The sequence below is a fragment of the Streptomyces sp. RLA131 genome, assembly GCF_056270125.1.
The window spans coordinates 1,701,825-1,714,911 of sequence record NZ_JBWDOQ010000002.1; the positions used below are offsets into that span (position 1 = coordinate 1,701,825).

Here is a 13,087-nt window from a genome sequence, read left to right on the forward strand (position 1 = left end):
GCGTTCCGCGCCTCCCCCTTGCCTACCCCTTCCGGAAGGTAATCCATGGAGAACCCCGCAGGCCCGCCCGTCGTCAGCCGCCGCCGTGCCCTGGCGGTGGCCGGAGGCGTCATCGCCGGCGCGACCGCCTTCGCCCACGCGACACCGGCCTTCGCCGCCCAGTCATCGGACGCCGATGTGATCGTCATCGGCGGCGGGCTGGCCGGCCTGGTCGCGACGGCCGAACTGGCGGACGCCGGGCGCAAGGTGCTGCTGCTGGACCAGGAACCGGAGTCCAATCTGGGCGGGCAGGCGTTCTGGTCGTTCGGCGGCCTGTTCCTGGTCGACTCCGCCGAGCAGCGCCTGATGGGTGTGAAGGACTCCCAGGAGCTGGCCTGGCAGGACTGGCAGGGCGCGGCCGGCTTCGACCGCGGCGTCACCGATCCCGGAGGTCAGGACTACTGGGCCCACAAGTGGGCCGAGGCCTATGTGGACTTCGCCTCCGGGGAGAAGCGGTCCTGGCTCTACGGGCAGGGTGTGCGCTGGTTCCCGCTGGTCGGCTGGGCCGAGCGCGGCGGTGGCCTGGCCGACGGGCACGGCAACTCGGTGCCCCGGTTCCATGTCACCTGGGGCACCGGCCCGGCCGTGGTCGAGCCGTTCGAGAAGCGGGTGCGGGCGGCGGTGGCCAGTGGACGGGTGACGTTCAAGTTCCGGCACCGGGTCGACGAACTGGTCCGTACCGGCGGCGCCGTCACCGGCGTGCGCGGAGCGATCCTGGAGCCGAGCAGCGCCGCCCGGGGGGTCAGCACCTCCCGCACCGTGGTCGGCGACTTCGAGCTGCGCGCCCCGGTGGTCGTCGTCACCTCCGGCGGCATCGGCGCCAACCACGACCTCGTACGGGCCAACTGGCCGGCCCGCCTCGGCACTCCGCCCAAGAACATGATCACCGGTGTGCCCGCGCATGTGGACGGCCGGATGCTCGCGATCACCGAGCAGGCCGGCGGACGCATCGTCAACCCGGACCGGATGTGGCATTACACCGAGGGCCTGCAGAACTACGCCCCGATCTGGCCCAAGCACGGCATCCGCATCCTGCCCGGCCCGTCCTCGCTCTGGTTCGACGCCACGGGCAAGCGCTTCTCCGCCCCCAACCTGCCCGGCTACGACACCCTCAGCACGCTGAAGGCGATCACCGACACCGGGTACGACTACTCCTGGTTCGTCACGACCCAGAAGATCCTGGCGAAGGAGTTCGCGCTGTCGGGCTCCGAGCAGAACCCCGACCTCACCAACAAGGACATCCTGCTCACTCTCTCGCGCGCCTGGCAGACCCCGGAACCGATCGAGCGGTTCAAGAAGAACGGTGTCGACTTCGTCGTCTCCACGACCCTGCCCGAACTGGTCGCCGGCATGAACAAGCTGACCGGCGACAACCTGATCGACCTGGCCGACCTCAAACGGCAGATCGACGCCCGGGACCGCGAGATCGACAACCCGTACACCAAGGACGTCCAGGTCATGGGCATCCGCAACGCCCTGAACTACCCCGGGGACTACCTCAGCCGCACCGCCTCCGCCCACAAGATCATGGACTCCACGGCCGGCCCGCTGATCGCCGTACGTCTCAACATCCTGACCCGCAAGACCCTCGGTGGACTCCAGACCGACCTGTCCGGCCGCGTCCTGGACAGCACCGGCACCCCCGTCCCCGGCCTGTACGCGGCCGGCGAGGTCTCCGGCTTCGGCGGCGGCGGCGTACACGGCTACCGCTCCCTGGAGGGCACCTTCCTGGGCGGCTGCCTCTTCTCGGGCCGTCAGGCGGGCCGGGCAGCGGCCGCCGCCACCGCGACCTGACGTCGGCGCCCCGGCGGTCGGTGGGCGCCGGGGGCGGGTTGCCGGGCCGCCCCGGCCGCCCGTGCTGCCCCGGCTGCCCCGGTCGCCCCGGTCGGTCGGGGCCTACTCCCGCGGCGGCTGCGCGAGCCGGGGCACCCGCGTCCGCCCGCTGCCGGGGCCGCGGAGGACCTGTTCCGGCCGCACGTCAGGGCCGGACACGACGGAGCGGGTGCTCACCCCGCCCGGGCTGCCGCAGCGCGCCAGGTCCGGACCCGCCCCGAACTCGCCTCCACCCGACTCCGGCACGGGGGCAGTCACGCTTTGTCAGTGGCTGGTCGTACGGTGCGAGCAGGATCCTGGAGGGAGTGCGGTGGGGTTTTCCGGAGACGTCATCTTTGGCCGCAGTGATCGTCCGCTGCTGGAGGCGCCGGTGTTCGGCAGCATCCGGCAGGAGGCCGGAGGCACGGTCCGTTCGTGGTGGCCCCGGCGGGGTGGCTGGCAGACGCTGCAGTTCGACCACGGCCTGACGGCCCACCCCGACGCGGTTCTTCCCGCGGTGGTCGAATGGACCGGGACCGCGGCCTGTTTCGTTTCCGTCCACGACAGTGATGTCGCGCTGGTGACCGGGACGGCACCCGGCGGGAAGTGGTGGGAGGCGTGTCTGAACCTGGAACCGGCGGCAGCGCTGTGGGCGGAGGAACCCGAAGACGTTGACGACACGAGCCTGTGGGCGGACACACCCGGATTCGCCGAGGCGGTGCGACTCAAGCGCGCGGAGCTGGAGTCGAAGGTGACGTCCTCCGCGGAAGGCGCCCTGACCTGGGCTGCGGCAGCCGGCTTCGGGCATGGCACGGAGGTCACCTCGATCGAGGAACTGCTGCGCTCTCGTGAGGTCTTCGTGGAGGACCTGCTCACCGCGCTGCTCGACGGCCTGGGCTTCCCGGCGGCCGCACCGTCGTGATCGTGGGCCCGGGAGTCGGGCCCCCGCACCCCCTGCGCTGCCCGGCCGCCAGGCCGACGGCACGGCAGTGGCGCAGCCCGGCTCAGGCGGGGACCCCGGTGTGGAGGCGGGCACGCAGGAAGGTGCCCGCGCCGGCCAGGGCAGCTGCGGCTTCTTCGAGGAGCGCCGCGAGTCTCGTCGCGTCGTCGAGGAGGATCTCGTGGGAGCGACCTGGATCAGCAGGGGCGGCAGGCCGGTCAGGTCCGCGAACACGGGGCTGGTCAGCCCGTCGGCCGGGTCGGCGGCGGCGACGTAGTCGGCGACCCGGCGCCGCAGCCCGTCCGGGGTGAGGGCGGGATCGGCGGCGGCCTTCTGCGCCATGCTGACGCTGGTGAGGGTCAGGTCGGCCAGGGGGAGAACAGGACGGCCGAGGACGGCTGCGGCAGCCCCGCCGCCCTCAGGGCCACGAGGGTCGCCACGGCGAGGCCCGCTCCGGCGGACTCCCCGGCCAGGGCGATCCGGGCGGCGGGCAGGCCGCTGTCCAGCAGCCCCCGGTACGCGGCCACCGCGTCCTCGACCGCGGCGGGGTAGGGGTGTTCGGGCGCGAGCCGGTAGTCGACCGAGACCACCCGGGTGCCGGCCTGCCGCGCGATGCCCGAGGCCAGGCCCACGGAACCGGCCGCGGATCCGACGGCGTACGCGCCGCCGTGAAGTAGAGGACCGCGCTGCCGGACCGGCCGCCCGCGACATCGACGCCGATCACGGGAACGCCGCCGAGCGACCCCGGCGTCGTCACGACGTCATCGGCCAGGGGATGCGCCGTCAGCATGTCCTCGAAGAGCACGCGCTGCTCCTTGAGGTCTCCGTCGAGGCCGAGGAGCGCGTTGCGCATCAACTGGTCGACGGCGTCGCGCTGCTGCTTGCCCACAGTCGTTGTCCTGTTCGTTCGGTTCCTGGGTCCGGGCCGTTCACCGGGGCCCGCGCGGGACACGCGTTTGCGCCGGCCCTCGCGGGCAACGGCGTTGGCGGGTGGCCGCGCCTCAGGCCATCCCGCCGTTGGTGAACAGGACCTGGCCGTTGACCCATCGGCCGGGACCGGCGAGGAAGGCGACGGTCTCGGCGATGTCGGCCGGGGTACCCAGGCGTTCGAGCGGGGGCTGGGCGGCGAGGCGGTCCAGGGTGTCCTGGTCCTTGCCGTCGAGGAACAGGGCGGTAGCGGTGGGGCCGGGTGCCACCGCGTTGACGGTGACGTCACGCCCGCGCAACTCGCGGGCCAGCGCCAGGGTCATGGCTTCGACGGCACCCTTGCTGGCGGCGTAGGCGGCGTAACCGGGGAACGCGAGCCGGGTGACCGACGTCGAGAAGGTGACGACGGCCCCGCCGGCGCGGGTCCGGCGGGCCGCCTGCTGGGCGACCACGAAGGTGCCGCGGATGTTGGTGCGGTGCATCCGGTCGAGAGCGTCGAGGTCGAATTCGGCGACCGGTCCGAGGACCATCACCCCGGCGGTGTGGACGACGACGTCGATCCCGCCGAACGCCGCCTCCACCGCGTCGAACGCGCCGGCCATGGCGCTCTCGTCGGCGACGTCACCCGTCACCGCGATCGCCCGCCCGCCCGCGGCCTCGATCGCGCCGACGGTGTCGTCGGCCGCGGCCTTGTTGCCGGCGTAGTGCACCGCGACGGCCATCCCGTCCGCGGCGAGCCGCTCGGCGACGGCGCGGCCGATGCCCCCCGACGCGCCGCTGACAAAGGCGACTCTCACAGTCGTGGTGTCGGACATGCGGACTCCTTCGGATCTCAGTTATGAACGTAGCGTCCATATAATCATATTGTGAACGGCCGTCCATATGTCACTCTGGGTGGCGTTCTTGAGACATGAATCCCGGGGAGGTCGGTCCGATGCCGGTGCCGGAGCCGTCAGAGCAGGAACCGCCCGAGCGGGCACGGCGAGGCCGCGGACGGCGGCCCGCCGCCCAGGTGCGCGCCGAGATCCTCACCGCGGCGGGCGCCCTGCTGCTCGGCGAGGGCATGGCCGCGTTCACCATCGAGCGGGTCGCCGACGAGGCCGGCGCCAGCAAGACCACGATCTACAAGTGGTGGCCGTCCAAGGGCGCACTCGCCCTGGACGCGTACTTCCACGCGGTCGAGTCGACCCTGGCCTTCCCCGACAGCGGTGACATCGAGCACGACCTGACCACGCAGATCCGCGCCTTCGCCCACCTCGTCGCCGAGACGACGGCAGGCCGGGTCATCGCCGAGCTGATCGGCCAGGCCCAGACCGACCCCGACCTCTCCGCCGCCCTGACCGCCCACTACAGCGGCCCCCGGCGCGAACTCGCCGTGGAGGCGATGCGACGCGCCCAGTCACGCGGTCAACTCCGCCCCGACGTCGACCCCCAGGTCGTCGTCGACCAGCTCTGGGGCGCCTGCTACCACCGGCTGCTCCTGCCCAACCTGCCCGTCACCGAGGAGTTCGCGGTCAGCCTGGTCCACAACATCCTGCGCGGAATCCGGGCGTGACCACCCGACGCGGTCGGCAGCCGCGTCCGCTCCGCCGGCGGCGGCACCGCGAGGAACGAGACGGACGGCGCGGGGGCCGGGCCCGAGGGCCCGGCCCCCGCGCCGGTGAGGGGAGAACGCTTCGTCGCTACTTGACGGTGGCCTTGCTCTGCACGATGTACGCCGAACCCGAGGCCGGTTTGATCGTGGTGGAGGTCTTGGCCACCGTGGCGTTGCGCACGGTCAGACCCGTCTTCGCGGTGATCGTCACCGAGGTCAGGGTCAGCCCGGTGATCGGCTGCTCCGGCAGGCCCACGATCTGCCCGGCCTCGGTGGCGCCGGTCGCGGTGATGCCGGAGATGGTGATGTCGTGGTAGTTCGGCGTGGTGCTGGTGATCGCCTGCGCGGCGTCGCCGTCCGCGGGAACCTTCGGGTAGTACCCGACGACCTGGATCGGGGTCGTCACATTGGTCATCGTCAGGTTCTTGTACGTGATGTCGTGGACCTCGCCGCCACGGTCCCGCGCGGTCTTGATCCGGACCCCTGCGGTGGTGCTGTTGAGGGTGTTGTCATGGATGTTGATGTCGTAGACGCCACCGGCCGTGTAGCTGCCGATGGACAGACCATGACCGTGCAGGATCGTGCAGCCGCTCAGCGAGATGTCATGGGCCGGCCCGTTGGCCGTCGAGGAGTCGATGGCGATGTTGTCGTCCCCGACATCGATCGTGCTGTTGGTCACCGCGACGCCCGAGGACGACCACACGTCGATTCCGTCGGTGTTGGGTGAATCCGACGGCGACGAGATCGTGAGCTTGGTGACGGCGGCCGTGGTCACCTTCTTGAGGGTGATGTGCACGTTCGGGGCGTTCTTCAGCGTGATCCCGGTGATCTTCAGGTTCGAGGCGTCGTTGACCGACACCAGGCCGGGCCGGGGCGACAGGGTCTTGCCCGCTGCCTTCTCCGCCTTGGTCACGGCCCACCACGTGGCGCCCTGGCCGTCGATCGTGCCCGCTCCGGTGATCGTGAGGTTCTTGCCGGTGCCGGCCAGCAGCGGAGCCAGCTTCGATCCCGACGCGGGATAGTCCGCCACGTCCTTCGAGGCGAGCAGGGTCGCTCCGGAATCGATGGTGAAGGTGAGGTCGCCGGGCAGCGTCAGGGCGCCCGAGAGGTACTTGCCGCTGGTCAGTTCCACGGTGCCCTTGCCCGCGCAGGCGTTGATCGCCTTCTGCAGGGCCGCGGTGTCCTTCGTGGTGCCGTCGGCCTTCGCCCCGTAGGCGGTGGGCTTGCACACCGTGCCGGACGCCGTGCTCGTCGTGGCGGTGGCGGTGGCGGTGGCGGTGGCGGCGGCGGTGGCGGCGGTGATCGGGTTCCAGCCGTCCGAGCCGGCCAGGTACTTCGCCGGGGTGTAGCTCGCCGCCTGGGAGTCGCTCAGCTGCGACCGGTTGGAGTTGACGGTCGCCCCGGCCCCGGTGTTCTTGTACTCGTTGAACCGGGCCTTCGTCCACACGGCGCTGGACATGTCGCTCCAGGGCTGTCCGGTGTTGACGAACGACCCGAGGGTGGACTCGCGGTAGAGCACCTGCGCGTCCTGACGCCACGGGCGGCCGAGGCTGCCGGTCTTCGTGGTCGTGGGCCCGGTGATGTTCGACTTGTAGAAGAGGTATCCGTAGGCGCGGGTCGCCGGTGTGCTGGCCGCGGTGATGTAGCCCCCGCTGCTCAGCTGGTGGATCTCGTTCTGGTCGAAGACCGCGATCCCGCCGCCGAAGATGAAGTCGACGGTGCCTTCCACATACGACTTCAGGAAGTAGGCCCGCGCCGAGTCGTTGACCAGGAGGGTGTCCTGGTGGCCGAGGATCCGCACGTTGGTGAGGACCGCGCGGTCGGCGGACAGGCTCAGCGCCACCGCCTGGCTCGTGCCGGCAGAGGCGTCGTAGTCGTTGGATATGGTCAGGTTCGAGGCCGAGAAGTCGTGCCCGTCGATGAACGCGGTCGCGCTGCCGAAGGTCCCGTACGTCGTCCCGTCCGCCTTCTTGGTGCCGGCCGAGTGGTTCTCGACGAGCACGACGTCGGAGGCGGCTGACCCGAGGCCCTTCAGCGTCACGTAGGGCTTGGTGCTCGGGATGGTGAAGACGCCCCGGTAGGTGCCCTTCTTGATGGCGACGGTCACCTGCTTGGTGTTGTTCGCCGGGACCTTGTCGATCGCCGCCTGCACCGTTTTGACGTCACCGGAACCGTCGGCGGCCACCGTGATCGTCGTGCCCGAGGCCGAGGCGGTGGCCGAGGTGCCGGCCGAGGCCGTGGCGGTCGAGCCGCTGCCGACCGGGGTCAGCGACCAGCGCTTGTTGCTGTTGGTGGTGCAGGTCTCCTGGACCACCGCGGCGCCGGACGCGGTGCTCGCCTTCTCGTCGCTGATGCACAGACCGCTGTTGACGTTGACGATCTGGAAGGTGCTGTCGCGCGTCGCCTTCAGCGTCCACAGCTGGTTGGCCTGATCGGTCCCGCAGCCCCACTGCTGCAGCCGGACCCCACTGGCGGTGGAGGCGTTCGGGACGTCGAGGCACTTCCCGCTGGCGACGGACTTGATGTTGAACTCGCCCGATCCCCGATCGACCAGGGTCCACTGCTGGTTGCTCTGCCCCGAGCCGCAGCCCCACTGCTGGATCAAGGCGCCGCTGGTCGAGCTGCTCCCGATGAGATCCATGCACAACCCGCTCCTGGCGACCGCGAGGTTGTAGGTGCCGGCCTTCACGCCGGAGTCACCGGATCCCGAGCCGCTTGTGGCCGCCGCCGCGAAACCGACTCCGGCGACGACGAGAGTGGCCACGCCACCCACCGCCGCGATGGGCCACCGGGTCCGTCTGTCCCGCTTGTGCCGACTGAGGTTCATGCCGATCCTTTCTCCGTTGCTGCTTCGGAGACGGTGCGCATCAGCACCCCATAACGCGTTCGCGGCCATGAATTTTTAGCGGATACCCCGCCCGGCCCGGCTCGGCCCTCGACTCGCGCCTCGACTTGACCCCCGACTTGACCTCCGGTTGCCCCTCGGGTTGACCCTCCGGAAACCCGTGTCATCATGAGCGCCTTCCGCTGAGGGACCACTCTGTGAGGGTGCATTGCGCAACGTTTCGGCACGGCCCACGGCCGACACGGCGACTCATCTGTCCGGAACCGACCTGGTCAACGCTGCCCGATCCGGAGATCCCCGCGCACGGGCCGCCCTGTTCAGCGAGTATCTGCCCCTGGTCTACAACGTCATCGGGCGAGGACTGCACGGGCACGCGGACGTCGACGACGTCGTCCAGGAGACCATGCTGTCCGCCATGCGGGCGCTGCCCCGGCTCCGCGAACCCGAGCGTTTCCGATCCTGGATCGTGGCCATAGCGATCCGGCAGATACACGATCACGGACGGCGGAACAAGGCCACGGTGGCCCATCAACTGCCCCTGGCCGACGTGGCCGACGTCCCTGATCCCTCCCGCGACCTGGCAGAGCTCGCCGCCGACCGACAGGCTCTGTCCCGGGCGAGCGGCGATCTGCTGGAAGCCAGCCGGTGGCTCAGTGGCGACCAACGCCGGACGCTGGCCCTGTGGTGGCAGGAGACCGCCGGGCAGCTGACCCGCGCCGAGGTCGCCGACGCACTGCGCCTGAGCGTCCCGCACACCGCGGTACGTATCCAGCGGATGAAGGCCAAGCTCAGACTCGCCGTCGGCGTGCTCGCCGCGTGGCGGGCCCGACCGCGCTGCCCCGAGCTCGATGCCCTCGGGGACGGCGGCACGACGGCGGCCGGGGAACGGCGGCTGACCAAGCTCAGCCGCCATGTGGCGGGCTGCCCGCGGTGCGAGGCGGCGGCCGGTGCCTGCCTTTCCATCGACGACCTGCCGATCCGGATCGGAGCGCTGACGGTCCCGGTCGTGCTGGCGGCCCGCATCCCGGGCCTCGTCGGTCCGCATGGTGCGACCGCCGCGCCGGTGTCCTCAGCGCTGAGTGCCCTCCGCCACGGTCCGGGCCGGGTCACGGCGAAGTCCGCCGTCGCCGTGGGCGGCACGGCGACTCTCGCCGCGGTGCTCGGCATCGCGATCTGGCCGGCACTCCTGCCTCGCCCTCACACCACTCCGGCGGTGCGGACCCCGGCCCCGATCGCGAGCTCCTCACGCCTGCCCGGCCGGACCCCCTCGACGACGACCACGACGGCCGGTCAGACGCCGTCCCCCACCCCGAAAGCCGCGGCCCCCGCCTACTCCGGCGTCGCGACCGCCGACTACTACGTCGCCCCCGGTGGGGACGACGCGAATCCGGGCACCCTCGCCCGGCCCTTCGCCACCGTGACCCGGGCCGTCGCCATGACCGAGCCGGGCCAGACGGTCGCCGTCCGCGGCGGCACCTACCGCCCCGGGACCACGGTCGCCCTCAAGGCCTCCGGCACGGCGGATCACCGGATCACGGTGAGCAACTACCGCGACGAGCATCCCGTGCTCGACGGGTCCCGGATCCCGGCAGACGCCTCGTTCATCGTCCAGAGCGGCGGGTATGTCACGGTGCAGGGCATCGAGATCGTCAAAGCCCCCGGCCACCCCTACGTCTGCGACTCCTGCCACAACGACGTCCTGGCCCGGCTCAGCGTTCATGGCAACGGGCAGACCGGACTGCTGCTCCACGGCACCGGGACACACGACAACCTGGTCCTCAACAGCGACTTCTTCGACAATCACGAGTCCGGGTCCGGGTCCGGGTCCGGGTCCACCGGCGGGTACATCAACGGTCTGGTGTTCAATGACGGCTCCGGTACGGGCAACCGGATCCGGGGATGCCGGTTCTACGACAACTCGGGCGACGGAGTGGACCTCAGCCGATTCGGCGACGCCGTGACCATCGACCACAGCTGGGCGTTCGGCAACGGCGTCAATCGCTGGGGTATCGCGAACTTCTCCAGCGGAGGCAGCGGGTTCAAGCTCGGCGGCGACACGAGCCGTCAGGTCGACCACGTTGCCACGGACAGCGCGGCCTGGGACAACGCCGGCTTCGGATTCACCGAGACGGGCAGCGCGGCAGCCCCCCGGCTGACCAACGACACGGCCTTCCGCAACGGGGCGGCGGGATTCGCCTTCGTCTCCTCCGCCGCAACCCTGCGGCGCGATCTCGCCCTGGCGAACCACCCCGACTCCTGGCTGGGCGACCGTACGCAGCACACGGGCAACTCCTGGGACCAGTCGGGCTGGACGACGGCGGCACTGCGCCTCACCGACGCCGCAGCGACGACCGCCGACCGCGACCCCGACGGACAACTGCCCTCCACGCGCTTCCTCAGCAACATCAAGTCCCCGACGATCGGCGCCGCGTTGACGTCCTGATCACTTCCAGCGGCCGGCCTGTGGCCGGGGTCGGTCACCTGCGGGCACGGTGCGCTGTCTTCGTCAGCTGCAAGGACCCGCCCAGCATCCCCTGCTATGGACGATTCGGCGCACGTCATCGACTGGTTGCAAAGCTGGTACGCGGCCCAGTGCGACGGCGACTGGGAGCACGAGTGGGGCGTGAAGATCGAAACGCTCGACAACCCTGGCTGGACCATCAGCATCGATCTTGAGGAAACGGTGCTGGAATGGCGTGAGTACCCCCGCCAGGACGTGCATCGCAGCACGCATGACTGGTTCTCGGTGTGGACCTCAGAGAAGACCTTTCGCGCCGTGTGCGGTTCCGGCAACCTCACCGAGGCCCTCACGCTTTTCCGGTCCTGGGCGACCGGCAGTTCCCTTCCGGTCCCACCGCACATGCAGGGTGGCGGGCTTGCGGAAGACCAGGCCGTACGGGGCCGCGGGGTGGACGGCATCGAGGCGCAGGGCGGGGAGGCGTTCCAGCAGGTGCTGGACGGCGATGCGGGTTTCCAGACGGGCGAGGTGGGCGGCGGGACAGTAGTGCGGGCCGTGTGCGAAGGACAGTTGGAGACGCGCGTTCTCGCGGCGGACGTCGAACAGGTCGGGGTCGGGGAAGACTGCCGGGTCGCGGTTGGCCCCCGTCAGGGAGACGGTGACGAGGTCGCCGCGGTGGATCATGGCCGGGCCGAGGACGGTGTCGCGGGTGGCGTAGCGGTCCACGACCGCCGCGCCGGGTTCGAGGCGTAGTGATTCCTCGATCGCGCCGTCCAGCAGATCGGCGTCGGCCCGGACCAGAGCGAGCTGGCCGGGGTGCAGCAGCAGGTGCAGCAGCGCGTTGGTGATCATCGCCTCGGTGGTCTCGATGCCTCCGAACATCAGCACCGCGGCATTGGATGCCACCTCGGGCACTGTCAGCTGCCCGGCGGCCGAGACGAGGAGGGAGGAGGTGTTCCGGTCGGCGACGGTGGCTTCCACCGCGGTTCGCAGCTGCGTGTACGCCGCGACACCCGCGGTCCCGCCTCGTGGCCGGCGGTGATGTCCGAGACCGACCGCACGATGGAGTCGTACCAGGCGAGCACCGTGTCCCCGGTGGTCCCGGCCAGCCCCAGCGCCTCGGTCACCACCGCGACCGCGAGGGGTCCGGCGAAGGCACGTCGCAGTTCGGCGGCGCCTGTCGGCTCCAGCGTGGTGATGAGCCGGTCGGTCTCCCGCTCGATGAACGCGGCGAAACCGTCACGCACGGCCCTGGGGCGGAAGGGGGCGGTGAAGGGCTCGCGGTGCCGGGCGTGGTGGTCGCCGTCGAGGGACAGCATGCTGGGGCCGACGACCTGCGCGGTGGAGAACCGGGGGTCGTCGACGGTGAAGGTGTCGGCGTCCCGCATCACGCTCAGCGCGAGATCACGACGGGTCACCAGCCAGCCGTCCAGTTCGGGGAGCCAGGACATCGGCTCCTGCGCACGGAGCAGCGCCAGTCGCGGATGCGGGTCCCGGGCGAGTTCGGCGAGCGTGGTCGCGGCACCGAGGGGGTAGGAGCCGGCGACGCTCATGGCGCGCCTTGGCCCGGCAGGGAGGAAGGGTTCACGCTGCTGAGGCTAACAATCGCCCGGCACGCGCCGCTTGGTCGCTGCGGTCGCGTCCGTGAGGGCGCACTCGGCGGGCCGACGAGCGGAACAGTCTGAGTAGGCTTGATCGCGAACCGTAGCCCTTGACCCCATGGGACGCTGGAGCGACAGTGGCCAACCCCTTTGCACCGCCGCCGGAGATCCCCGGCCAACCGTTGTGGTCACCGTTTGACGAATACCTCTGGCACGCGTGCGACATACTCGCGGATGTTCTCGAAGGGCACCTGACCCGCCGACCGGTTGTGGCCACGACCGCACGACTGCGACACGGCGATCGTGCACTCGCTGTCGGGCCGGGACAACGTCTGACCTGGAGAGCCCTTGGCAGCGGAAGGTACACCCACAACAACGTCGCTGCCTTCGGCAGCCCTGGCTTTGTGATCGGTTCCCTGGCCGGCGCCGCAATCGGGAACTCCGCTCGCCGTCGTCAGGCAGCACGTGATGCCCAGCCGCGTTGGACAGCGGACGGGACCGGCGAGGTCACGCTCACGCTCCAGAGGCTCCACTTCGCGCATTCCGCGGAACTCGACCTCGAATGGGGGGCGTTGAGCTCTATCGACCTCGTGGCCGCTGATGTCTTCCAGACGGGTTTCGTCAACACTCGTGGTTCCCGGACGATGGTTCGTGTGCGGACGCCATGGGCCTCGCTTGCCTTCGCGCTTGCTGCGATCACCGCGTTTCCGGCTCACCCGCGTTTACTCACCGGCGGCTGGCTTCCTCCGGACTTCGAGCAACGGTGTGCCCGGGCAGGCCGTCCATGTCGTCCGGCGGCGCATCTCGCGCTGCGCGCGAACGGCGCCTAGTGCTGCGCGGCGAGCATCAGGCTGACCAGGGCTGACCACAG

11 protein-coding genes and 1 pseudogene are annotated in these 13,087 nt (G+C 70.7%); 7 read left to right on the forward strand and 5 right to left on the reverse strand.

Annotation, left to right across the window (positions count from 1 at the left end):
• Positions 1-45 precede the first annotated feature (45 nt).
• From RWE79_RS08705 to RWE79_RS08715, 3 genes are all read left to right on the forward strand, one after another.
• The gene (locus RWE79_RS08705; RefSeq protein WP_475939441.1) at positions 46-1,833 is read left to right on the forward strand and encodes an FAD-binding dehydrogenase; all 1,788 of its coding nucleotides are present in this window, start codon (positions 46-48) and stop codon (positions 1,831-1,833) included.
• A gap of 349 nt (positions 1,834-2,182) precedes the next feature.
• Entirely contained in the window at positions 2,183-2,773 is a 591-nt protein-coding gene (locus RWE79_RS08710; protein WP_475939442.1) for a hypothetical protein, read from the forward strand.
• Between the two features lie 100 nt (positions 2,774-2,873).
• The gene (locus tag RWE79_RS08715; protein ID WP_475939443.1) at positions 2,874-3,068 is read left to right on the forward strand and encodes a hypothetical protein; all 195 of its coding nucleotides are present in this window, start codon (positions 2,874-2,876) and stop codon (positions 3,066-3,068) included.
• An 82-nt stretch (positions 3,069-3,150) separates the two neighbouring features.
• Here RWE79_RS08715 and RWE79_RS08720 read toward each other — a convergent pair whose 3' ends face one another.
• Together RWE79_RS08720 and RWE79_RS08725 are read right to left on the reverse strand one after the other, a co-directional pair.
• On the reverse strand, positions 3,151-3,423 hold the full coding sequence (locus RWE79_RS08720; RefSeq protein ID WP_475939444.1) for an alpha/beta hydrolase fold domain-containing protein: 273 nt from the start codon (positions 3,421-3,423) through the stop codon (positions 3,151-3,153).
• Positions 3,424-3,792: 369 nt separating this feature from the next.
• Positions 3,793-4,533, reverse strand: a complete 741-nt coding sequence (locus tag RWE79_RS08725) for an SDR family oxidoreductase (RefSeq protein WP_475939445.1) — start codon at positions 4,531-4,533, stop codon at positions 3,793-3,795.
• A gap of 119 nt (positions 4,534-4,652) precedes the next feature.
• Between RWE79_RS08725 and RWE79_RS08730 the strand changes: the two genes are divergently transcribed.
• Entirely contained in the window at positions 4,653-5,273 is a 621-nt protein-coding gene (locus tag RWE79_RS08730) for a TetR/AcrR family transcriptional regulator (RefSeq protein WP_475939446.1), read from the forward strand.
• Between the two features lie 127 nt (positions 5,274-5,400).
• On the opposite strand, the gene RWE79_RS08735 is transcribed toward RWE79_RS08730, so the two are convergent.
• Entirely contained in the window at positions 5,401-8,076 is a 2,676-nt protein-coding gene (locus RWE79_RS08735; protein ID WP_475939447.1) for a pectinesterase family protein, read from the reverse strand.
• Between the two features lie 289 nt (positions 8,077-8,365).
• Between RWE79_RS08735 and RWE79_RS08740 the strand changes: the two genes are divergently transcribed.
• Positions 8,366-10,600 (forward strand): sigma-70 family RNA polymerase sigma factor, encoded by a 2,235-nt coding sequence (locus tag RWE79_RS08740; protein ID WP_475939448.1) that lies wholly within the window; start codon positions 8,366-8,368, stop codon positions 10,598-10,600.
• A gap of 96 nt (positions 10,601-10,696) precedes the next feature.
• Positions 10,697-10,927 (forward strand): annotated as a pseudogene (locus RWE79_RS08745) (Imm53 family immunity protein); the annotation flags it as partial.
• Here the strand turns inward: RWE79_RS08745 and RWE79_RS08750 are convergent.
• Together RWE79_RS08750 and RWE79_RS08755 are read right to left on the reverse strand one after the other, a co-directional pair.
• The gene (locus RWE79_RS08750; protein WP_475945689.1) at positions 10,913-11,497 is read right to left on the reverse strand and encodes a cytochrome P450; all 585 of its coding nucleotides are present in this window, start codon (positions 11,495-11,497) and stop codon (positions 10,913-10,915) included. The pseudogene RWE79_RS08745 and the gene RWE79_RS08750 sit on opposite strands and share 15 nt — an antisense overlap.
• A gap of 35 nt (positions 11,498-11,532) precedes the next feature.
• A complete protein-coding gene (locus tag RWE79_RS08755; RefSeq protein WP_475939449.1) occupies positions 11,533-12,168 on the reverse strand; it encodes a hypothetical protein in 636 nt (211 codons plus the stop codon).
• Positions 12,169-12,353: 185 nt separating this feature from the next.
• Here RWE79_RS08755 and RWE79_RS08760 point away from each other — a divergent pair, with 185 nt between their 5' ends.
• A complete protein-coding gene (locus RWE79_RS08760) occupies positions 12,354-13,046 on the forward strand; it encodes a hypothetical protein (RefSeq protein ID WP_475939450.1) in 693 nt (230 codons plus the stop codon).
• Positions 13,047-13,087: the final 41 nt, after the last annotated feature.

What these genes read in the sequence shown, in the direction of transcription:
- RWE79_RS08730 (WP_475939446.1), top strand. Translation starts at nt 4,653, where the DNA reads ATGCCGGTGCCGGAGCCGTCAGAGCAGGAACCGCCCGAGCGGGCACGG.
- RWE79_RS08755 (WP_475939449.1), bottom strand. Translation starts at nt 12,168, where the DNA reads ATGAGCGTCGCCGGCTCCTACCCCCTCGGTGCCGCGACCACGCTCGCC.
- RWE79_RS08750 (WP_475945689.1), bottom strand. Translation starts at nt 11,497, where the DNA reads ATGTTCGGAGGCATCGAGACCACCGAGGCGATGATCACCAACGCGCTG.
- RWE79_RS08705 (WP_475939441.1), top strand. Translation starts at nt 46, where the DNA reads ATGGAGAACCCCGCAGGCCCGCCCGTCGTCAGCCGCCGCCGTGCCCTG.
- RWE79_RS08725 (WP_475939445.1), bottom strand. Translation starts at nt 4,533, where the DNA reads ATGTCCGACACCACGACTGTGAGAGTCGCCTTTGTCAGCGGCGCGTCG.